Source organism: Photobacterium lutimaris (assembly GCF_003025555.1).
Lineage (GTDB): Bacteria > Pseudomonadota > Gammaproteobacteria > Enterobacterales > Vibrionaceae > Photobacterium > Photobacterium lutimaris.
The window spans coordinates 863,458-885,184 of the sequence record NZ_PYMH01000001.1; the positions used below are offsets into that span (position 1 = coordinate 863,458).

17 protein-coding genes are annotated in these 21,727 nt (G+C 45.5%); 7 read left to right on the top strand and 10 right to left on the bottom strand.

The window, feature by feature from the left end:
• Nucleotides 1-39 precede the first annotated feature (39 nt).
• From pelG to C9I99_RS03735, 7 genes are read right to left on the bottom strand one after another with little or no spacing between them, the layout of a single operon-like run.
• On the bottom strand, nt 40-1,410 hold the full coding sequence (gene pelG / locus C9I99_RS03705) for an exopolysaccharide Pel transporter PelG (RefSeq protein WP_107347474.1): 1,371 nt from the start codon (nt 1,408-1,410) through the stop codon (nt 40-42).
• The gene (gene pelF / locus C9I99_RS03710; protein ID WP_107347475.1) at nt 1,391-2,941 is read right to left on the bottom strand and encodes a GT4 family glycosyltransferase PelF; all 1,551 of its coding nucleotides are present in this window, start codon (nt 2,939-2,941) and stop codon (nt 1,391-1,393) included. The genes pelG and pelF overlap by 20 nt, the downstream gene beginning before the upstream one ends.
• A complete protein-coding gene (locus tag C9I99_RS03715; protein ID WP_107347476.1) occupies nt 2,938-3,906 on the bottom strand; it encodes a tetratricopeptide repeat protein in 969 nt (322 codons plus the stop codon). The genes pelF and C9I99_RS03715 overlap by 4 nt, the downstream gene beginning before the upstream one ends.
• On the bottom strand, nt 3,869-5,215 hold the full coding sequence (locus C9I99_RS03720) for a PelD GGDEF domain-containing protein (RefSeq protein WP_107347477.1): 1,347 nt from the start codon (nt 5,213-5,215) through the stop codon (nt 3,869-3,871). The genes C9I99_RS03715 and C9I99_RS03720 overlap by 38 nt, the downstream gene beginning before the upstream one ends.
• A 45-nt stretch (nt 5,216-5,260) precedes the next feature.
• Nucleotides 5,261-5,791: a hypothetical protein gene (locus C9I99_RS03725; RefSeq protein WP_107347478.1), complete on the bottom strand. Its 531-nt coding sequence runs from the start codon at nt 5,789-5,791 to the stop codon at nt 5,261-5,263.
• Nucleotides 5,792-5,819: 28 nt separating this feature from the next.
• A complete protein-coding gene (locus C9I99_RS03730; RefSeq protein WP_107347479.1) occupies nt 5,820-9,329 on the bottom strand; it encodes a tetratricopeptide repeat protein in 3,510 nt (1,169 codons plus the stop codon).
• Nucleotides 9,330-9,351: 22 nt separating this feature from the next.
• Nucleotides 9,352-12,084 (bottom strand): endo alpha-1,4 polygalactosaminidase, encoded by a 2,733-nt coding sequence (locus tag C9I99_RS03735; protein WP_243734314.1) that lies wholly within the window; start codon nt 12,082-12,084, stop codon nt 9,352-9,354.
• A gap of 272 nt (nt 12,085-12,356) precedes the next feature.
• On the opposite strand from C9I99_RS03735, the gene rlmF reads away from it, so the two are divergent.
• Nucleotides 12,357-13,361 carry a 23S rRNA (adenine(1618)-N(6))-methyltransferase RlmF gene (rlmF, locus tag C9I99_RS03740; protein WP_107347480.1) on the top strand — a complete coding sequence of 335 codons (1,005 nt, stop codon included), beginning with the start codon at nt 12,357-12,359 and terminating at the stop codon, nt 13,359-13,361.
• A gap of 59 nt (nt 13,362-13,420) precedes the next feature.
• On the opposite strand, the gene C9I99_RS03745 is transcribed toward rlmF, so the two are convergent.
• Complete coding sequence (locus C9I99_RS03745) at nt 13,421-15,052, bottom strand: electron transfer flavoprotein-ubiquinone oxidoreductase (protein ID WP_107347856.1); 1,632 nt, start codon at nt 15,050-15,052, stop codon at nt 13,421-13,423.
• A 153-nt stretch (nt 15,053-15,205) separates the two neighbouring features.
• Here C9I99_RS03745 and C9I99_RS03750 point away from each other — a divergent pair, with 153 nt between their 5' ends.
• Together C9I99_RS03750 and C9I99_RS03755 are read left to right on the top strand one after the other, a co-directional pair.
• On the top strand, nt 15,206-15,979 hold the full coding sequence (locus tag C9I99_RS03750) for an electron transfer flavoprotein subunit beta/FixA family protein (RefSeq protein WP_107347481.1): 774 nt from the start codon (nt 15,206-15,208) through the stop codon (nt 15,977-15,979).
• The gene (locus tag C9I99_RS03755) at nt 15,979-16,908 is read left to right on the top strand and encodes an electron transfer flavoprotein subunit alpha/FixB family protein (RefSeq protein ID WP_107347482.1); all 930 of its coding nucleotides are present in this window, start codon (nt 15,979-15,981) and stop codon (nt 16,906-16,908) included. Before C9I99_RS03750 ends, C9I99_RS03755 begins: the two co-directional genes overlap by 1 nt.
• Nucleotides 16,909-16,962: 54 nt before the next feature.
• On the opposite strand, the gene C9I99_RS03760 is transcribed toward C9I99_RS03755, so the two are convergent.
• A complete protein-coding gene (locus C9I99_RS03760; protein WP_107347483.1) occupies nt 16,963-17,925 on the bottom strand; it encodes a LysR family transcriptional regulator in 963 nt (320 codons plus the stop codon).
• Between the two features lie 307 nt (nt 17,926-18,232).
• On the opposite strand from C9I99_RS03760, the gene C9I99_RS03765 reads away from it, so the two are divergent.
• The 3 genes from C9I99_RS03765 to C9I99_RS03775 all read left to right on the top strand — a co-directional run bounded on the left by C9I99_RS03765 (nt 18,233) and on the right by C9I99_RS03775 (nt 20,533).
• On the top strand, nt 18,233-19,609 hold the full coding sequence (locus C9I99_RS03765) for an MATE family efflux transporter (RefSeq protein ID WP_107347484.1): 1,377 nt from the start codon (nt 18,233-18,235) through the stop codon (nt 19,607-19,609).
• Nucleotides 19,610-19,732: 123 nt separating this feature from the next.
• The gene (locus C9I99_RS03770) at nt 19,733-20,002 is read left to right on the top strand and encodes a type II toxin-antitoxin system TacA family antitoxin (RefSeq protein WP_107347485.1); all 270 of its coding nucleotides are present in this window, start codon (nt 19,733-19,735) and stop codon (nt 20,000-20,002) included.
• Nucleotides 20,003-20,533 (top strand): GNAT family N-acetyltransferase, encoded by a 531-nt coding sequence (locus C9I99_RS03775; RefSeq protein ID WP_107347486.1) that lies wholly within the window; start codon nt 20,003-20,005, stop codon nt 20,531-20,533.
• 61 nt (nt 20,534-20,594) lie between these two features.
• On the opposite strand, the gene C9I99_RS03780 is transcribed toward C9I99_RS03775, so the two are convergent.
• Nucleotides 20,595-21,005, bottom strand: coding sequence for an SPOR domain-containing protein (locus tag C9I99_RS03780; RefSeq protein ID WP_107347487.1), 411 nt, complete (start codon nt 21,003-21,005; stop codon nt 20,595-20,597).
• A 336-nt stretch (nt 21,006-21,341) separates the two neighbouring features.
• Between C9I99_RS03780 and C9I99_RS03785 the strand changes: the two genes are divergently transcribed.
• Nucleotides 21,342-21,725: a LexA family protein gene (locus C9I99_RS03785; protein WP_107347488.1), complete on the top strand. Its 384-nt coding sequence runs from the start codon at nt 21,342-21,344 to the stop codon at nt 21,723-21,725.
• Nucleotides 21,726-21,727 lie beyond the last annotated feature (2 nt).

The following is a 21,727-nucleotide window of genomic DNA, read 5'->3' on the forward strand; positions in this document are numbered from 1 at the left end:
TTCTTGCTAGCAGGGGAAGGTTATCAGTCGTTTTTACTGTTAGCGCTGTAACATGAATGTTTGGTATTCAAGATCGTCGAACTGGCTATCAAGCATAATAAGTCCAATGATAGTTGTGACCAGCATGGTTACGGCGAAACCATAACCATAGAATACAGGGCCAAGGTTGATACTGACATGTGCTAATACAAAGTTTCCCACTGCCATTAATAATGTCAGAAAGAGTGCAGAATAGCGTTTATCCAAATAATACATCACATTGAGGATAGACATGACTAAGACTTGCAGACTGACTCCAACCAAGTCGACATAGAGAAGGTGCAAGTAGGACAGGTCAATATTCAAAAAATTTAATATATCTTCTGCCCAAAGGATCAATAATGCCAGGGTTAGCCCCTGCACTTTGAAGATTTCATAGATGCTTTGCTGGCACGCCAGTACCATCTTGTCTTTAAGGTGGTGGATTGAATCTAATGTCGCTCCTTCACGAACGGCGTTATAGAACTTAAGACAAGTATCGGCAAAATCCGTTTCCATTCGCAGCATGAAAACCGCCATTCCTGGCACAATAGCCAAGTAAGCAATGAATATAGGAAGGTCATAGATATAGGATGCTCTGAAAACGTCGATAACCTGATGTGAGGTTTCATCACGGAACCAGAAGACAAATTTATCTAACCAGACACCGAGGTTGTAGAGAAAACCACATAAAATGAGCGAGAAGAAGGTCTTTTTGTGATTTAAAAAGTCGAAAGATATCAGCTTATTGGCCGGAAAGTCGCGAATGATATGATATAGGAATGCAAAAGTCAGGATGGCTTGGCAAAAGCCAAAGATCATCAGCAGACCAAGTAGGCCAAATGGTGGCAAGAATATGGTTAAGATCACCATTAGACCATAGCTAAACATCATGGTGAAAAAGATCCGGTAGTACTCTTTCATCCCGCTGAGAAATATGATGATTAGCCATTGGTTACACAGCAAAATAAAGGCCGTAAAGATCGCTATTTTTTCTGCCGGGCTGATCGTGTTACTGATGGCAAGAACCGCACCGCTGATAATGGCTCCAATGATACTGGTCACCAGCATCGAGCCTAATAGGTTCGGTACTATGTGATGATCGTGTTCAGCGAACAATAAATCAGAGATAAAACGAGTCAGTAATAATTGGAATAATCCACTGATAATCAAAGAGCCAGCCATCAGATAGGTAACAAGTACCAGAAACTGAGCAATGACATAGCTGGGGAATACCACTCCAATGCTCATTATACCAATGGTCAGCAAAGCCAAAATAGATAAAACCCAAGGCCCAGAGCCAATAAGCCCTGCCAAGCCATACGCTTCAAGCATGGATAGTAATGAGTTTTTCTTGAGGATTTTCCTTAATTCAAATCCGATGCCGGCCACTGATTGCCTCCTTGTATAAGCTACGATAAGCACCGTACATGATGGGCTCGTCGTAATAGCGTTTAACTCTTATTCGACCGTTGTCACCGGCTTGTAGCCATTTTCTTCTATCGCCGAGCACATTGATGATAGCATGAGCACCTTCGGTCGGGCTGGCAATGGGAATAATTTCGCCGGCAGAGCCGATAGCGGCATCCTCACCTTCGGCACCATCGATGATCTCACGGCAGGCCCCAACTTCTGTTGCAATACATGGGATCCCGGCAGCCATGGCTTCGAGCAATACCAGAGGTTGAGCCTCACTGATAGAGGTCAGCATCATTACACCGAGTGCCGGCATGATTTCAGCCACATTTTTATTGCCTAGCATTTTAACGCGGCCTTTCAAGTCTAAACTTTCGATAAGCAGTTCACACTCTCGTACATATTCTTTGTCTTCTTCCATTGGGCCAATAATCCAACCTTCCAGTTTGGGTAGGGTCTCGATGGCTCCGCGCATGGTTCGAATAAAAGTCTTGATGTCTTTGATGGGTACCACACGGCCGACGAGGCCGACCACCATAGGAGGGGTGTCTGGTCGGCGATGATAGGCATCTTCGAAGCGCTTCGTATTGATGCCATTGACAATCACGCGGGTTTTATCTTTTGGCGCTCCGTCGGTGTGCTGTCGCTGCCTGTTCCCTTCAAACAAAGCAACAATATGATCGGCTTGATGATAAGCAGAAAGTCCCAATTGTTCGAAAAATTGAATCCACGTTTTGCGGGTTGAATGCATGCCCTTATGTATTGAAATGTCAATTTGGCTGTGGTGGTCCTTAATCCAGGTTGCTTGGGAAAGGTCAATTTTCCGTTCTTTGGTATAAATACCGTGCTCGGTCAAAATAAATGGGGTTTGGGTTTTTTCCCGGCTCAAGGCTCCTAAGAAACCGGCGTAGCCTGTTGAGACGCTATGAAATAGCTTCGCTTTTGGGAGGTTTTGCGATATGCGGGATAAGACAAATAGGGGCTGGTAAATATTGCGATATGTCCAAAAAAAATCGACAAATGACTGCCTTGGCGATGACTCTATATATCTTTCAGTCAGTACTTCCCATGACGCTCGACTGTAAAGAAAATCGATAAGAGTGAGTTTGTTATCAGTATCAAGAAATTCAGATACTTCCGAGAGTAATTGACTGGGAATGGGTTCGCCTTTACTTTCGAAGTACGAGAGAAAGTGATTCCATACACTGAATAAGTGCTTCTTACCGGATCGCGCTGAAGGCTTAAGTTGCCTCTTATCTAATAAAAGGTAATGAACTTCAAACCCTACAACGTTCTCAGGAAACTCATAGGCTGGCTCATCATAAAAATCAGGGTGACCGCCGAGAAAAATTAAATGGAATCGATACTCCGGTAAGCCGCTGATAATTTGGTGGACCCAACTAGAGACGCCACCTCGGACATACGGGTAAGTCCCTTCTAGAAGTAGACATATGTCCACGTCTTCGTTGCTGTTGAAGTAAGGTTTTCGGCTGTTAAACCATCTCATCCCCAATACTCCTTTATCTGACTCAATTTGTTACCTTTCTGCTCGGGGAAGTAAGCTATATACTCTCGGGCGGTTTGGAAGTCACCCGTGATATAAGATGCTTCCGCCAGGTAAGGTGCGACTTGCTTGAATAATATACCTTCGTCCATTGCTGCTTTTAGTACCGGAACCGCTTCGGCAGGGCGTTGTCGCTCGAGTAGCACCCGGCCGAGAAGGAGGTTAGCTGAAGCCGATGGTTTGATACTGTTGGATTGGTTGAGATAATTCTCAGCTTGTTCTAGGTAGTGGTTACGTAAAATGCCTTCGGCAATACCGAGATAGCATAACTCCCAATATTGCTGTGCAATGTCAGATGCTTTTGCAGCAGAAGGCTGATATTCAAACTGTTTTTTAGACAACGAGATGGTTTCATTGATTTGTGTTTCGATGTTTTCTAGGCTGGCGTAGGCAAGCAAGCGCACATCGTCGGTCAAGTCTTTCAATGCGAGTTGCAATAGCGGGACAGCTTGCTGGCGCGGTAAGTTTCGGATCGCACTAACGGCCAGTAACCGACGATCTGGATCTTGGTTGTGGAGTAAAATTTCTCTTAATGCGCCTATACCAAACTGGGTGTTAATCACGTCTCCGGGGTTCTGTGGTAGCTCACTCTTTTCACATTCCTGCCACGTAATATTGGACTTTTCTCTTGGCAAGTAAAGCGCAATCAATAGAGAGCAGCTTGTACCGATCATGCCAACAACCGGTAATAGGTAGTTGAAGATAAAAAGAAATGAAAACGAGCTGATTACCGGTGTTTTGTATTTTTTCGGTAGTATTAGCCAGCAGAGAGCTGAAAAGCTCAAGCATGACATAGCGTGGACACTGGCGAACGCAAGCCACATACTTAGCGTCATATTCTGGGTTGTTATGATGTAAATACCAGAGCTCTCAAATGCTATGGTCTGAAGAAGTAGCCATGTCTTCATCGTATGCTCCAAGCTCATCCATTAGCTTTCTTATCTCAGTCCTGTTAGTCGACATAGAAAATGGACCAAGGATATCTATGTCTTTGGCTCCCTCGCCAAGTTGATCTTTTAACAGTTCTTGGAGCCTGACAATATATTGCTGGGCATCATAGGCTGTTGTAAGTGGTAGTAATACTGCCAGCGCGGCATTGCCTTGTGCCGTCTTGCATGACCAGTAAACATCAGCTCCCCGGCGGTAACTGATCGTATTATCAAGCACGTGATGGTGTCTGCCATCACTATCGATACAAACAACCACTGAACTATCGGCACCGTAATAGCGTTTGTTGTAACTGGCGCGCTTGAGGTAAGCGATAAATAAATCACTTTGGTGTGGGCGTAATATTGAGGTGATGATTTCATCACTCAACAAATCTGCGGCATAGTTGCCAACTAACGAAAGCAGTGCAACGTTAGCTGGTGTGAGCATAAAAAACTTGGCGTTCTCGGCAATGATAGCCGCCTGCAGTACTCCTCGCGTATCGACAAGTGGAATGCACAATTGGTAACGTGATTGGTGGGCTTGATTTGCGTCTAGTTTTGCCGGTGAAAGTAGCTTTTGGTTTTTAAGCATATCGTTCAGCATAGGATCTGAGCGCTCTAAACGATGAGAGTCCCCAACGCTAGCCACAGCGTTCTGATTGATCTTACCATTGGTGACTTTATAGATCCCTGCAACCTCAATCCCGCCAATATCAGCCATCAAGTTGAGGTAGGGTTGCCCAAGGTACTTCAATCGGTGTTCAGGATGTTTGGCGGCAATTTTATGCAACTCGCTGATACTGGCTCGCAGGCTAACGGTTTGACCGGCGCTACGTTGCTCGAGTTGGTCATGTGATACTTTCAGCAGGTGATAGTTTTGGGTAAAGCTATCAAGCTTCTGTGTCATGTATTGATGGTCAAGGATGTGTTTTTGGTTAATATTGTGCCAATAATCGTGAAATTCACCGGCTATCATAGCCACCATTATTGTGCCTACAGCTATGGACAGAGGATAGTAGCTCAGCATACCCGACGCATTCATGATAGAAGCAAGGCCCGCGGTTGTTACCAGTGCACAGACAAAGCCTTTGGTAAAGCCATAACGAAGGGCGATGAGTAAAGGGCCCAAAAGGGGCCAGAAAAAGTTATTTTCCGTTGAATTTGGGGCTAAGGAGCCAGACTCAACCCAAATGTAGATAGAGATGATGGCGAAGATCAGTGTTTCGAGCCATACATAGCTGTTTTTTGAGAACCCAAGAAAGGTTTTATTTCTGTTTTTATTATTCATATCAAACAACCATTGCCTTCGAACCTATATACATCAACCTTACACTTATTGGCTATCTCGTGCTGCGACATTTAAGCCGCTAAGTAATTCTTCAATGACGATATGCCCGGTGCCACTGACACTTTCACGCCCCCAGCCGCCACGGCTGCCCGAAGCTTGCCAGTAAGTTTTACCACTCTTTGCAGACTTGATTTCTAGCGTGATGCCAACAGCTGGCTCACCGTCAAGTCCACTTTTGTAATGCCATTCTTCAACAGAACCGGTGATTATATAGTCAACAGGTTGGGTTGCCAGCCATGCGTTGGCTTGCTTCTGTTTTGCAGAGTCATCGAGAATGCTTTGTAGATCATTGACAGCCGATGCTGGGTATTTCACGGTAACAATTCCTTTTGCAAACAGCTGTGAACTTAGAATCTGTTCGGCTTTTTCAGCTGCAAGAGGGGTGCTTGTATGGTTATACATAGGCATGATTGCCCAGCGGCTATCAGCCGGGAAAGTATTGCTGTCAGTGACTTGATAACTACTGCAACCACTCAGTATTAAGAGGCTGGCTAAAGTGAGTATCTTTTTCATCATGCTCATCCTTGTAAAAATTCGTTTGAAGTTAAAAGCCGTAGTAGTAACCCAGTGTCACTTTCAACGATTCGTCACCATTTCTGTCTTGGCTTTGCCAGTCTGTACTGAAGTAGAGCTCATCATTACCAAACACACGCCAGCCCAAACCAGCACTTAGGGTGACATCCACTTGTGAACTGGAGAAGTTGTATCCAAGCGAGCTGTCAAACCAATATCTTGGTGAGGGCACGGTTGCGCCGGGCTGGCCTGGTTCGCCGTGCCAAACGCGCTGGCCAATTCCCACTCGCTGGTAACTGTCTTCGATAAAGTCGCCACTTGTCAGTGGTGTTACTTCATTATGCCAACGGTTGATCCCGTTCAATGTGTCATCACTGAGATTGACATCCTGCATGGTGACATCAGCGTAGATTTGCCAAGCAGGATCGGCAAAGAAAAACTGCTCGGCAGCACGTAAGCTGAGATCCCAGCCTTGTCCTATCTCATCGTCAAAGCGGGTCGAGAGATCGTGTAGGTTGAATTGAAACGTCAACGATTCTCTTGCGGTTGGCTGGTACGCAAAGTTGAAGCCAAGAAAATTATCTTGCCCAGCAATATTGAGTAATTCACTGGCCTCTATATGGCTGTTGAGGCCGAACCTGATCCCGAGGCGTAAGTCGTCGTCGACAGCGTATTGGTATTCACCATTAAGCCCTAGTCGTTGATCGCCGACACCATCGGCTAAATCGATGCCTAACGCCCAATAGCTTTCACTCATCTGGTATTGGTAGCGGCCCCGCAAACGGAATTCATCTTCAATATCGGTATTGGACAGTTGGTCAGGAGAGCCTGACCGTTGGCTATCCAGCCCTAGGCGCCAGTTGCCATGATAATGAGGGGAGTAATAATCAAGACTGGAACGGTCGACATCCCAATGAGTGATCTGTGTGTGCTGGGCTCGGATACTATGCGTTTTCGCAGGATGTTGGGTCACATGAATACGGCGAAGTTGGTTCTCTGCTGTTTTATCTGCCATTTGACCAATGTTAGTCTGACCTTGTTGCCATGCTTTCTGGTGTTCACCAACAAATTGCAGCGCGATGTTTTCATCTGCTTTTGGCAAGTTGACCGCACGAGATAAAATCGCCTCAACTTTTGCCCGATCTTTTTTCTGTAGAGCGAGAGAAAGTTGCTGCCATTCTGGAATTTGATAGCGACCAAGCGCTGTGCGCTGATGCCAGAACAGTATTTTCTCGCCTTGATTGCGTGCCAAATAGTCGGCGAATAGTTCACCGACGTTATTGTCCGTTGGCTTGGTCAGGGTATTTTCTTCTATCATTTGGCTGGCGATCAGCTCGCCAACAAATAGCCTTACTAATGACCGGTAGCTAATGTCACCATCGGGTAATGCCAGTAATTCTGCTGACTGCTTGTCGAGCAAGTAACGACGCAATTGATAGGCCTTTTCACCATTACCTTGCTGTTCGAGTAACTGGGCATAATTGAGCAAAACAGAAGGCTCAGGACTATCATTGTCGAGCAATAGCTGGCGATACCAAATATCAGCCTCATGATTCAATCCAAGTTGTTGGCTTGCGGTGGCGAAGGCTAGCCAAAGGTCACGGTCAGTTGCTAATACTGGCTTATAGCGGCGGTATACTTGGTCGAGTGTGTGGAGATCGCCCTCGTTGACTGCAAACCATATCAAATTACCGACAGCCGACGAGTTTGTGGGGGCCAACTGTAAAATACTAAAGTACAGTTGCTTAGCTTTATCTGGTTCTTCTTGCCACTCTGCCAACAATGCTTGATATGACAGCATTTCAATATGTTGGTTAAACGAAGGGTTCTGCTTGGCGATTTCAATCAGTTGCTCAAGCTGTTTAGTATCTTTATTTTGTGCAGCGTGCCGAACGGCAGCTAGGAGTAACTGAGTATTATTGTTTTTGTCATATAAGGTAAGCAGTTGCGGTATTTTTTCTTCATCTAGTGGCGACAATATATTGATATAACGGTATACATCAATGTTTGAACTGGCTCGCGATGCCAACTCTGTTTGTGACGTCATTGATAGGGCTCGGTTGTTGGTCTCCCAAGCCAAAGAAGAAACCGCTTCAAGGTAGTCCTCATCAGCCTCCACCCAATCGGTTGGGTTGACCAGTGTGTTTAGAGCCAGTTTAGGCTGATTTAACATGATATGGGCATTGGAAATACGTAACGCTTCGGTGACGTTCAGTGGCCGTTTATTCTGTAGCAGGTTACCGTAACGGATCACAGACTTGTGATCGCTGCGGTAACTGTATAAACGAGTAACGTGACTAAGGAGTTGAGTATCATTCGGGCGCTTGGCAAGTAGGGCAAGCAAGCTCTGAAATGCGGCGGATGTACCTTCACCTTTTTCAAGTGCGTTGAGCCATTGGGTGTACTCTGCTTGGTAGATATAGTTGTGTGTGGCCAACTGCTTGAAAAATTTACCTTCATTTAAGATGTCGCCCAATGCTCTTGATTCATCGATACCAGCACGAATATTTTTAGCACTCGGATTAAGCGACGCCAGTTCAATGCTGACTGACAGTGCTTTTTCTAGCTTGCTTTGCCAGCGATAAATCTGATGAAGCAATACATAATCAGATTGGTTTGGTGCGATGGCGATAGCCTCAAGCAGCAATTGTTCGGCCAGATTGAGATCACCAAGAGCTATCGCAATTCGTGCCGTTTGGGTATATAGCTCTACTGTTGGCTCAATGGTTAAGAGATGGCGGGAAAGAGCCAGGACAATATCAAGGTTTCCTATCTGCGTAGAATGCGCTATTCCTGTAGTGAGAAAGTCGGTGTTGTTGTAAAGCGGTCCTCTGTAGCTGTTAAAAAAATATCGACTTAGCTGGGGTTGGGCGCTTTTTAACATTAAATCAAATAGTTTCTCGGCGTTTTCAAGATCGTCAAATTCACGAAACGCATCAAGCTGGACTTTAAGTGACTTATCGTAATCCTCACTTTGCAAGGCAAGAGAAATCAGCTCGTTATAAGAGGTTTCGCCACTTTGCTGGTGGGGGTAAAGGTAATCGAACCCTTTATCCGGCATTGATAATGAAATTGCCGTATCAGCAAACTGGCGGGCAAGTTCTGCTTCCGGGACATAATCAATTCTGTTCAATAGATCTAACAACGCCGTTTGGGCTTGTTGTTTAGCCTCTGGCTCATCTTGATACGTTTGTTCTAAGAGCAGAGCAAGATATTGGCTAAGGGCATCCCAATCGTTGTTACCTTCGGTTGTTATTAGAATACTTTCTAGCAGCTCGGCCGCATCGGTTAATTTTCCTGTAGCGGCATAGTTATTTACGATTTGTTTAATTATCTCGCGGTTATTCGGGTCATCGCTGTATAGTTGTTGCAAAAAGGCCAGTGATACGTCAGGTGATGAGGAGCGGGCAATAAGTTGTATGAGCATAGATTTATTTGGCGCAACAAGCCACAACGCCCATAAAGACGTAGCAGTTAACACCACGAGGGTGAATTTGTTGATGAGCCTTATTCTTGGCTTTTTGTTCTTGTCTTTCGCCATCGCTAATCAAGACTCCTTTGCGTTACAGCATTTGGCACTGAATAGTGCCCGTTAGCTTACCTGTTTCGTGGCTTGCTAATTCTATTTTCCCTTCTCCGCGTTTTTTTATGGTCAAATGAGGACCATCAATGCGTTTACAGTTATTGGCCCCTCTCACTACCATTTTAAATGGCATATGTGTAAACACAGCCCAATCAATGACGTTGTTCGTTATTTTCCAATTTACCAGTGTACCATTTGTACTTTCGAGGTGAACTGCACTGTCTGGTGAATGGTTTGTTCTAAAGCGGGTCTTAGGCTGTTTAAGAATCATAAATTTGCCATCAGGCCCTGAATTCCACCCCGCAAACTCGTTACCGCTTGGGTAGCCCAAGACATCAGGTAGCCGGATACTGGCGACCCCAGTACTCGCAATTTGCCATTGACCATCCAGTGTACGGGCGAGCCCCGTTTCATAAAGTGCTCGCGCTCTGTGGGCATATTCACTCAAGTATAAAGGGGTGCTTTGTTGCTTTAGCGCCCAGTCATAGACTTTCTTTAAACTATTGAGTGAAGCAGGGTATGCGCCAGAGTACATATGATAATAAATACTAATACTTTTTAACCGACGTGGGCTGCCTAATATTTCAAACGTTTCAACCGCTCGGCTATAACCGTCGTGATGTTCAGTCCAAAGGTTTGTATAGCGGTTTTCGTTAAGTACTGGGGCATAAACCTGTACGGCGGAAGGGTACCATGCAATTGTTGGGGAGATTTGGGTGAAGTTGTTGTTCCCACGGACTACGTAGGTGTTGCCACCATTCACATTCAGAACATCTGCCTGTTCCGCAATAGCGAGGATCTCTTCTGTTGGGTCGGCATTGCCTGACCATAAAATCAGCTCGGCTCTTTTGTTTTTTGGGGCGAGCTTTTTGTCTATGTAGTTGATAGAACCTAAAATTTCGTTGTAGTAATCAACGGTATAATTTGGAATAGGTAAGTTGTTACCATATTGCTTCGTTTTGATGTCGGCTGAAAAGTCCCAGAAGAAAGGGTGACTAAACGTATGAGAAGCGATTTCGACATTAGGTAAACGGAATATTTCCCGAGCGATGGCTTCCATTTTGTCACTTTGTTCCGGATAAAGACCGCGCTTACCCACTTCACCTTCGATTACTGAGATAGTTTGTGGGATGTCATATTGTGTGAAGATATGATCATTGAGTACTTCGGCAGTATAGGGTTTACCCGGGAACCATGCCTTAGAGGGAAAACCATCGCCATCAACGTGGCTGGTTAATATTCGTAACCCTGATTCGGTTGTTGCATCTGCAGCGGGAATATCAGGCAATGGAAAGACTGCGTTAATGAGCCGGAAAGGGTCCAGAATCCAAGTTTCAGTGTTGTTAGCAAGCGCCATGACGGGAAAGGGAGCCAATGCGGCTCCTCCCCATGGCGCTTTGAACAGTGCTGTGGTGGTTTGGCCGGCTTCGTTACCAAAGGTAATTTCACTGCTCACGCCGATCTGTGTAGGGTGCCACATTGTGTGTTTTTCAAATTGGCTAAATGAAGCAGGGTAAAACTGTTGAGTCCAGTTATGACCTTGTTGTTGAGTGATGTTACCCGACATTTCCCCTTTATTGGCAATGCCCAGTTTAGCTAAGACAGATTGCTTACTCGGTAGCGAGTTGAGGAATAAAATTGGACGCTTACCAATAAGCGTATCAAGCCAGTTTTGTAAGGCCGGTACTTGTTGGTAACTGTTTTCTTCAAGCCAAAAAAAGAAACCGGCATAACGACTAATATCAATGTTACTGAAATCAGTGGTTCGAATATCTAAACATTCCGGGACATAACCCTTATATTCAATCGGCATCGACATCATACGGTGACATTGCGATGTGGTCATGCGGCCAAATTGACTGTCATAAAAGCCGAGAACCCGTTTTGCAATCGGTTCAATGGTGCTGACACCGAACTCATACAGTAAACCGTCACTGATATAAGGTGTGTAACCTTCGTTGATCAGGCGCTTGGCTGCTTGCTTCTGGGCATTCCTGTCACTGGCTGGTAAATAGTCGATGACAATGGCTTCAACGCCAACGTGTTTGATATCTTCAAGTTTGCCTGTTAGCCATTGGCGGTCAGATTCAGATACCAATTGATAGCTACCTGCTACTGGGTCGTAACTGTTATACATCGACTCGGCGGCCAGCGCATACGGTTGGAAATTTAGCTGGTCGAGTATTTCGAAACCACGGTTGAATATCAGAAGAGGTTTGGCCGGAAGTGCATGTAATGCATCAAGGATGTTAGCAAGGGCTGTTTGCTGCTTGGTTGTTTCGTCAGGTGATTCGGCAAAAAGAGTATAGCTATCTAGTGTATCGAGGAAAATACCGTCAAAGCCTCGCCCCATAAGACTGCTTGCTTGCTTGGTGAGGTGTTCTTGCCACTCACTTGCAGATAAATCCATCACATGGCTAGACCAATTTTGATTGATGAGCGGTGAGTGTCCTGCAAGGTTTTCGGGTAATGCTTCACCGTCATACTCGCCAACACTGAGGTAGGCGAAAACCAGTGTGTCTGCTTTTTGCAGAGTCTTAATGTGTTTATCGGTAATTAAGTCTGGGGTGACAACCACACGATCGTAGTTGACAAGCTCTCGAACTGAATCAATCTTGTTGTAGTAAAATGCAACAGACTGACCTGCGTTTAGTGACTGAATAGGCAGCAGTAATATGGTGATAATGAACAATGTGCGCTTGATAATATTCACGTACCACCTCTTTCCTTAGTCGCTCGCAGTCCCAATGAACATTGTTAATGCATACCATGTAATAGTAAAGTTTAGATTGTGAGAATGTATAGTTTTTGTTTAAGTTGTCACAGGGTTTTTCAAGAGGCAGGCGGGGATTGACGTTTTAGTCAGGGTTTTTGTATGAAAAGCAACCAGCGCAAAGGCTGTAATGGTTTCATGGTCGGCTAGATTCAAGTAGGATACATCTTTTTTCGGCCTTAGGCCGAGTAATACTCTATATAGAAAACGATATGGCACAAAAACATAAGCAGAAAGCGCCGAGTAAGGGGCTGCACCCACGAAACCCTCATCGAGCCCGTTATGATTTTGACAAGCTAATTCATAGTTGTCCGGAATTATCACCGTTTGTAGAAACGAACCCCTACGGCGATTTGTCGGTCAATTTTAGCAACCCTGATGCAGTCAAAATGCTTAACCGTGCCTTGCTTAGCCATTTTTACTCGGTTCCATTTTGGGATATTCCTGCTGGTTTTCTTTGTCCGCCGATTCCTGGAAGAGCTGATTACTTGCATTATATTGCCGATCTTTTGGCTGATGCTAACGGTGGCAAGATCCCGAAAGGGAAAGCGATAAAAGGTATAGATATCGGAGCCGGTGCAAACTGTGTTTATCCAATCATTGGTCACCGTGTATATGGCTGGCAGTTTACGGCCGCTGATATCGACCCAATTGCGGTCAAATCGGCCAAATTTATTGTTGATTCTAATCCGTCATTGAAAGGCGGCATACAATGCCGTTTACAGAAAAACCCTGACCATATTTTTACCGGTATGATAAATGATAACGATTTATTTGATTTCACTTTATGCAACCCTCCATTCCATAGTTCTCTAGCAGAAGCCATGGCAGGCAGTCAACGTAAGGTAAAAAACCTTGCTGCCAACTCGCAAAAGAAAGGCACACAGTATCGTGAACAGGCAATGAAAGGAAACAAGCCTGTGCTGAACTTTGGCGGACAAAAGGCTGAATTATGGTGCCCTGGTGGTGAGGCTGCTTTTATTAGGCGTATGATCGACCAGAGTGTCGATAAAGCCAGTCAGTGTTTTTGGTTTACCACGTTGGTGTCGAAGAAAGACAACCTTTCGCTGATTTATAAGCAGCTAAAAAAGGTTGGGGCGGTCGAGGTTAAAACGATAGACATGGCGCAGGGACAGAAACTCACTCGTGTCGTGGCGTGGACGTTCCTCTCTTCCGAACAGCAAGCGCTGTGGCGTAAAACGCGTTGGTCCAAATAGAGCTTATAGGCTTGTAACGTAACCTTCTTGGTTGCAAACGAAGTGCTTTTTGGTTTGCGTTACATGTTTGGATAATTAGGTCCGCCACTGCCTTCTGGGGGTGTCCAGGTAATATTCTGGGAAGGATCTTTGATGTCACAGGCTTTACAATGTATGCAGTTGGCGGCATTGATTTGAAATGTCGCTTTACCATCTTTTTCTATCACCTCATAAACGCCTGCAGGGCAATATCGTTGGCTAGGTTCCGCATAGCGCTCAAGGTGTAAATTTATCGGAATAGAGTCATCAGCCAAATGTAAATGGCAGGGCTGATTCTCTTCATGTTGCGTGCCAGATAAGAATACTGAAGACAGTTTATCGAAGCTTAACATGCCATCTGGCTTTGGGTAGTGAATTGGCTGGTGGTTGGCTATCGGTTCGAGGCATTCATGATCAGGTTGTTCGTCCCTCAGCGTCCATTTGAAGGTCTTACGTAACCATTTTTGCTCGATAGAGGACAAGGCCCCGCCAAGCAAGTTTCCAAAGCGGTGGATTTCTGCCCCGACGTTTCGTGACTCATGCAGTTCGTCATGTAACCAAGATTGGCTAAAGATTTTGTCATAGCCCGGTGTTGTCTGATGAAAGCCTTGTTCCAATTCATAAAAGACAGATTCAGCGGCGATCATGCCGGACTTCATACCGGTATGGCTCCCTTTGATTTTCGCCATATTTAAAGTACCTGCATCACAACCAATCAGCACGCCACCTGGAAACTGTTGTCTGGGCAAGGAAGATAGTCCACCTTTTGTGATTGCTCTTGCACCATATGCAACACGCTGGCCGCCGGTTAAGTGCTGACTAAATAGAGGATGATGTTTTAGTTGCTGAAACTCATCAAAGGGACTTAAGTAGGGGTGATGATAGTTCAGGTCAACAATCAGCCCGACTGCGACTTGATTATTTTCAAGGTGGTATAGAAAACTACCTCCGTTGGTGCCAGTTTGACTCAGCGGCCAACCGATGCCGTGGATAACATGACCAGGACGATGGTGCTCTGCCGGGATCTCCCATAATTCTTTAAGCCCTAAAGCGTAATGTTGGGGTTGCTTACCGTGGTCGAGATGGAACTGTTCAATGAGCTGTTTACCCAGGTGTCCTCGAGATCCTTCGGCGAAAATCGTGTACTTTGCTTCCAGTTCAATACCAGGTTCAAAAGTGGATTTTTTTCCCCCTTGTTTATCAAACCCCATATCTTTGGTGATGACTCCCGCCACCATGCCCTGACTATTGTAGAGGATGTCACTGGCAGGAAAGCCTGGAAAAATATCTACCCCTAAGTCTTCAGCCTGCTTAGCCAACCAACGGCAGAGATTGCCCAAACTGATAACAAAGTTGCCGATGTTCTGTAAGGTTTCGGGTATCAATGGCTCAGCCACGGTAATGTAGTTGAACTCATTGGTGATATAGCAAAATTTATCATCGGACACTGCAGTGTGTAGCGGCGCACCCATGCGTTCCCAGTCAGGAAAAAGTTCATCCAGCGCTTTGTGTTCGAATAAGGCACCAGAGAGAATATGGCTTCCGATTTCAGCGCCTTTTTCCACAACACAAACTGACAAGGGGTGATCATTTTCACTGGCAAGCTGCATCAGGCGACAGGCTGCAGATAATCCGGCAGGGCCAGCACCGACAATGACAACATCAAACGACATGCTTTCTCTTTGCTGCTCTGAACTCATGTTCTAATCCCTAACTGTACTGCGCTTGGTTAAAATATAGTCCAGTTGACGTAAACGTAAACTCAACTAGGCTCAAAGAATACGTCAATTACGGGTTTAGCCGCCTGGTTTGATAAGGATGTGCCTGTGAAAGTGTATGTTGCGATTAAGCGTGTCATTGATCCTTATATTAAGGTAAGGGTGAAAAGTGATGGGTCAGGTGTTGAAACCGCCAATGTCAAAATGTCCATGAACCCATTCTGCGAAATTGCGGTAGAGGAAGCGATTCGCCTCCGTGAGGCTGGTCATGCTGATGAAGTCGTCGTCGTCTCTGCTGGTGAGGCCGCTTGCCAAGAACAATTACGAACCGCCTTGGCGTTGGGGGCTGACCGAGCAATACATATTGAAACCGATGCTGTGGTTGAACCTTTGTCCGTTGCGAAATTACTCGCTGCGTTGGTCAAACAAGACCAACCAGAGCTGTTTATATTAGGCAAGCAATCTATAGATACCGATAATAATCAGGTTGCGCAAATGCTCTCGGCTCTGTTGGGCTACTCACAGGGGACATTTGCTTCAAATGTGACTATTGAAAGTGACGTTGTCACTAATGGGGTGAGACAAGCAATAATTGTGACGCGAGAAGTCGATGGAGGACTTGAGACGCTTCGCCTAACGTTGCCTGCGATACTGAGCACTGATTTGCGGTTAAACGAACCACGTTATGCATCTCTCCCCAATATCATGAAAGCAAAGAAAAAGCCGCTTGATGTCCTTACTCCTGAGACGCTAGGGGTAACGATAAAGAATCATCAAGACGTTATTGAGATATTAACGCCAACGCCGCGTGCTGCCGGTGTAAAAGTCGACTCTGTGACCGAGCTTGTCGATAAACTCAAAAACAGTGCAAAGGTGATCTGATGACGATTTTAATAATTGCAGAGCATGATAATCATCGCTTGGGTGGGGAAATACTCAAGTCCGTCGGGGCGGTATCGACTTTAAAGCTAAACATTGATGTGCTGGTTATAGGGAGTCAATGCCAGTCGGTAACCGAAGAAGCATCGAGGATCGACGGTATCAGTCGAGTCCTTGTAGCAGATGATCCCAACTATAAAGATCAGCTGGCTGAAAATAGCGCATTATTGATCGCCGAGATTGCAACGGATTACAGCCATATTGTCGCATCGGCAACAACGTTTGGTAAAAACCTTCTGCCTCGGGTTGCTGCATTGTTGGATGTGGGGATGCTGTCTGATGTTGTTATCATTGAAAGTGAAGATACAGTGATCAGGCCAATATATGCCGGTAATGCACTCGCGCGGGTCCGCAGCAGTGATAGTAAATTGTTGATGACCCTTCGTGGTTCGGCATTTGATGCAGCATCTTTGGGTGAGACTCAAGCGGAACAAAAAGCGCTAGATATCGTTATCGGTAATGATTGGAGTGAGCTTGTTGAAAGACAGGCATCTGAAAGTGAAAGACCCGAATTATCGGCTGCGCGAGTCGTTGTTTCGGGAGGCAGAGCGCTTGGTAGCAAAGAGAATTTTGCGTTAATCGAACAGCTCGCAGATAAACTCGATGGAGCAATAGGGGCCTCTAGGGCTGCGGTGGATGCTGGATATATTTCCAATGATTATCAGGTTGGGCAAACCGGTAAGATTGTCGCACCGGAACTGTACATTGCAGTAGGTATTTCAGGGGCCATTCAACATCTTGCAGGGATGAAAGATGCCAAGGTCATTGTGGCGATCAATAGCGATCCCGAAGCACCAATCTTTGAAATTGCTGACTATGGGTTAGTTGGCGACCTGTTTGATATTTTACCTGAGCTAATTGACTCGGTATAAGCATATAACTTTACAGCCAGCGCCTTAACGAGACTTGAGCATTGTTGTTAGCCATTAATCAATAATTTCCCAGCCGTGCCGTTCCGCCATGTGGGTCAGTGCGGCCATGTCTTTTTTCTCCTCTTGAACCATCCAGTCGACAAATCGAGTGACGGTGTCACCTTTGCTGACAGTTTGATAGTAATATTGCCAAGTACTGTTGGTCACGATGGTCGCTGAGTTCGGCAGCTTCAAATAACCTTGCTGAAGTTCATGCACGACAAGCATGAGATCCGTAATCGTTACCCCCTGGCCTGCGAAGCAGGATGTTAAAGCCATATCCAATGTGTTGAACGTTAGCCCATCTTTACTGATTTGGTCTGGCCGATTGTTGCGAGTGAGCCATTCGTGCCAGTCACATTGATCTGGCGTTGGATGCAATCGTGGGTAGTTGGTGATGAGCTCATCGACTGAGATTGGCTGCTCGGTCTTGGTTAACAGCTCAGAATATACAGGGGCGAGATATTCTTTTCTGAGGAACGTGGGCATATTGCTGCTTCTACTGATTTCAGGGACGTTGTATATCGCAATATCACAGTCATCCTCCTCTAACTGCAACAGCTCATTGCTGTGCCCCATGCTTGAAGACAAGACGATATTGATATCTGGGTTGAGTGATTTAAAGGAATGCAAACGAGGGATAAGCCAACGGACCGCAAAGCTCATAGCAACCTGTATCCTCAAGGTATCGGTTTCCTTTGCTTTCAACTGACGGAGAGTTTGGTTCAATTCACTGTATTGTCGGGTGAGCAATAACGCGACTTCTTTTCCTTGCTGAGAAAGTTCGAGTGAGCGGTGATGGCGAATAAACAATGCAAACCCAAGTTGCTCTTCTAACTGCCTGATTTGACGGCTGACTGCACTTTGCGTCACATTGAGTTCGTCGGCCGCCAGGGTAAAACTTAAGTGACGAGCTGATGCTTCGAAAACCCGTAATCCATTTAAGGAAGGAGGGAGTAGGCTGTGTCTTTTCTTCATCGACGGCTCCTTTGGCGTAGAAAGTCCAGGTTGAATGTTATTCGCATGAGTTTTATGAATGCAAAGGTACTATAAATGTCGTTTGAAACACAAACCGGAAGGTTTTACATTAACGATATTCAAGTCACTTCAAGCGGCTTGGGATCTCATCTCAGTCCTGAATCCCGCAACTTGAATGAATATGTTGTATATCAGTAGTTTGATGGTTGGTCTCATTTTCTGCCTACTTTCCTCAAAGAGGCACCCCTTTTCCATCGCTGCTGAAATCCCTGTCTGTTTAGCAATGCTTTAGTGTTTGTGGTGGAAAATGAAAAAACTGATCAGCTTAGCTGTGCCGCTAATTATTTCTCAGCTGGTTGCGCAATTGTTGGTGTTTACCGATGTTTGGATGATGGCGCAGATGAGTATTATTGCCATTGCTGGTGGTGGCCTGGGCGCTGCTGTGTATTCGATCATATTTACTATTGCGGGTAGTACGGTAGGTTGTGTGGCGAATTTGATTGCTATCGCTTATGGCAAAAGGCTGAAAGACACAGAGAAAGGTGATGCGGACGTCAGCATTTCACTCAAGAGCGGCCTGCTCCTTTCCGTTATTCTGACGCTGACCTTATTACCGCTTTTCTTTCTGATGGATGGCTTGTTGCTTAAAGCCAATCAGGATCCAGAGGCCGTTGTCCTAGCGGTTGATTATCTCGATGCGCTTAAATGGGCGATGCTACCAACATTGGTTTTGCTTGTTTTGCGCAGTTTGGTAAGCGCATTCGGTGATACCCGCTCGGTAATGGTGATGTCTATCGTCACTGTCATCTTGAATGTGCCATTAAGTTATTTAATGGCATTCCATTGGCAGATGGGGTTGGCCGGTTTAGGTTATGGCACAGCGTTAGCCGCCTTTATCGTCATGCTAGGTTATGGCTATTGGGTCTTTACCCGTAACAAATACCGTCAGTACAACCCGTTTATCAACTGGCAGGAGTATCGTTTAGGCATCCTCGTCCCCTTGTTGGCGATTGGTGTGCCTATCATGATTGCGACCTTGATGGAGCATGCGTTATTTTCTACCGCCGTAATATTAGCGGGTACATTGGGCGCGGTGTCACTGGCTATTCATCAAATTGCCATGCAGTGCCTAAACCTGTCATGGAATGTGGCATTTGGTTTATCACAAGCGGCTTCAATTTTGGTGAGCCAACATGTCGGCCAGCAAGAGCCCGAGATGGTCAAGCGTTATGCAAAACAGGGGCTGTTATTAGTTACAGTTACCAGTGCCGTTTTTGGGGTCTTATTGATCTCAAATCCTGAATTTCTTACCGTTATCTTCAATGTGGAAGGGGATGCTCTGGCTGAAGAGTTGGTTGCTGCACTGCCGAGTGTGATGATCATGGTTGCTGCTTGTTTTGTTGTCGATGCTTGGCAACTGGCTGCGATTAGCATCTTACGTGGAATGAAAGTGGTAAAAGCCCCAACCGTCACAACAGCGATTGGGTATTGGCTCATTGGCCTTCCGGCAGCCTGGGTATTGATGTACATCTTCGGCTTGGAGGGCGTCTGGGGTGGCTTAGCCGTTGGACTTGCAGCGACAGGGTTAATGTTGTTGTTCATCTTGCTACGTGAACTCCGTAAGCTAGAGGGACAATATGAAGACAATCATGCCGAACAAAAGTCAGCAGTGATGTCATCCTAAGCGCTGTAGCCGTTATGTGCTTATAGGTAATTCGTACGGAAGCTTTCCGTACGAATTGCCGTTCTGACAATGAAAGGTTATACTTTGTTTGTACGGAACACTTCCGTATAGAAGGAGGTTAACATGGCAACAGCGCGTTTAGACTTGCGTTTAGATGAAGAAATTAAAGCCAAAGCCGAAAAGGCCTCAGCATTATTGGGGTTGAAGAGTTTGACTGAATATGTGGTTCGTCTTATGGATGAAGATGCCAGCCAAGTGATCGCACAGCATGAAAGTATCACCCTTGAGAGTGATGCGTTTGATCGATTTGTCGAAGCATGTGATAAGGCGAAGTCACCGAATAAAGCATTGCGCGATGCAGTTAATTTTGCAGATGAGAAGGGCTTTAAGTAAGTGAGTTGGTCCAAAGAATTTATCGAGCTTGATAAAAGGTTGCATGACCGTGCATCGTTTGATTGTGGAGAACCGGAACTCAACACATTTATACAGACCCAAGCGGCGAAGCATATGCAGGCAGGTATTAGCCGAACAATGGTACTACCTGCCGTACTTCCGCTCCCAAACCAAAAACTACCGATTTGTGCTTTCTATAGCATTGCGCCAAGCTCTATCTGCCGCGATACATTACCTGCAGCAATGGCAAAAAAGCTCCCCAAGTATCCTATCCCCGTATTTCTGTTAGCTCAACTTGCCGTTCATCATGAATATCATGGTCACGGTTTGGGGAAGGTGAGTCTTGTTAGGGCGTTAAAATACTTATGGCAAGTTAATGCGCATATGAGAGCTTACGCTATAGTGGTGGATTGTTTGAGCCCAGACGCTAAGTCTTTTTATACTAAATATGGTTTTGAAGTACTGTGTGAGTACAACGGCCGAGTCAGGATGTTTATTCCGATGAAAACCGTCGGCCAGTTGTTCGATTGAGGCCTGTTCGTTGACGTTTGAATATATTTTAAAAGCCGGAGTTTTGCTCCGGCTTTTTTGATCAACGTAAACGGAATACATCCGTTTGTTTGTCGTTTTGCACTTCGGCAAAACTGCGGATGAAAGGACCTTGTTGGCGGACGGCTTCAGGAAGACGGTCGATTACAGACTTGGCTTCTTCTTTTGTTTCGAAATCCCCGTATATCACCGCATACCAGCGACCACTCTGGCTTTTCTTCCAGTTGACCCAAATCGGCTGCTGGCCCTGGATATGGTTAATGTAGTTTCTAACATCAGCCTGGCGCTCTTCAGTCAGAGCCAGTACTTGGATTGTGAAGCGCTCAGGGTTGAGATGGCCATAGGCTTCTTCAGTGGTCATCTGGCCAATGCATTGGCTATCAGTGTGTGTGTTTTCAGTGGTCGAACAACCGGCCAGCAGAAGTACTGCGAGTATTGCAAAAATCTTTTGCATCTAAAAACTCCTTGGTTAATAACCGTCATACCCAAGCAACTTGGGTATATTTTATTTTTTATAAACGACAATTTTATCAACATTGATGAGTGTTTGTTTGACATTACTTGACCTGAAGAGTGTGTTTGTCGAAGAACACAGCAAAAGTTGTTGGAAAAATAATCGCTGCATGGGTAAAGGCCAGCACATTACTGCTAGGTATTTGAAATTGTATAGAAAGTAACTTATTTGATGGCTCAATCTTCAGTTACTTCAAAAGTTAGAACTAAGGTGTGACTATTCTAGCGACTTTTTATTATACTGTATATATATACAGTTATTTTGGGAGCAATGGCGATGAGGGTATTTCCTTACTTTATCGAAGGTGTGAAATGTGGTTTCCCGTCACCGGCTGATGGCCATCAAGAAGAGCTTGATTTAGAGAGTTATTTGATTCGAAATCCCAATGCAACTTTTTTTCTAAAGGCATCCGGTGATTCAATGGTAGGGGCAGGGATCCACGACGGTGATCTACTGGTCGTCGATCGGGCAGAGCCCGTTGTTCCTGGACGAATTGTGATTGCCCGTATTTACGATGAGTTTACTTGCAAGCGATTGATGCGCCATGAGCAAGCGTGGTGGCTAGTTGCGGAAAATCCCAATTTTAAACCATTCCCAATGCCTGAAGATTCAGAAATCTTTGGGGTGGTGACACGCAATGTTCACAACCTGCTGGAGTAAGT

Coding starts and splice junctions, on each gene's coding strand:
- C9I99_RS03730 (WP_107347479.1), bottom strand. CDS start 9,329: ATGGCGAAAGACAAGAACAAAAAGCCAAGAATAAGGCTCATCAACAAA.
- C9I99_RS03760 (WP_107347483.1), bottom strand. CDS start 17,925: ATGAAGAAAAGACACAGCCTACTCCCTCCTTCCTTAAATGGATTACGG.
- C9I99_RS03780 (WP_107347487.1), bottom strand. CDS start 21,005: ATGCAAAAGATTTTTGCAATACTCGCAGTACTTCTGCTGGCCGGTTGT.
- C9I99_RS03725 (WP_107347478.1), bottom strand. CDS start 5,791: ATGATGAAAAAGATACTCACTTTAGCCAGCCTCTTAATACTGAGTGGT.
- C9I99_RS03785 (WP_107347488.1), top strand. CDS start 21,342: ATGAGGGTATTTCCTTACTTTATCGAAGGTGTGAAATGTGGTTTCCCG.
- C9I99_RS03770 (WP_107347485.1), top strand. CDS start 19,733: ATGGCAACAGCGCGTTTAGACTTGCGTTTAGATGAAGAAATTAAAGCC.
- rlmF (WP_107347480.1), top strand. CDS start 12,357: ATGGCACAAAAACATAAGCAGAAAGCGCCGAGTAAGGGGCTGCACCCA.
- C9I99_RS03765 (WP_107347484.1), top strand. CDS start 18,233: ATGAAAAAACTGATCAGCTTAGCTGTGCCGCTAATTATTTCTCAGCTG.
- C9I99_RS03715 (WP_107347476.1), bottom strand. CDS start 3,906: ATGAAGACATGGCTACTTCTTCAGACCATAGCATTTGAGAGCTCTGGT.
- pelF (WP_107347475.1), bottom strand. CDS start 2,941: ATGAGATGGTTTAACAGCCGAAAACCTTACTTCAACAGCAACGAAGAC.
- C9I99_RS03745 (WP_107347856.1), bottom strand. CDS start 15,052: ATGTCGTTTGATGTTGTCATTGTCGGTGCTGGCCCTGCCGGATTATCT.
- C9I99_RS03755 (WP_107347482.1), top strand. CDS start 15,979: ATGACGATTTTAATAATTGCAGAGCATGATAATCATCGCTTGGGTGGG.
- C9I99_RS03720 (WP_107347477.1), bottom strand. CDS start 5,215: ATGAATAATAAAAACAGAAATAAAACCTTTCTTGGGTTCTCAAAAAAC.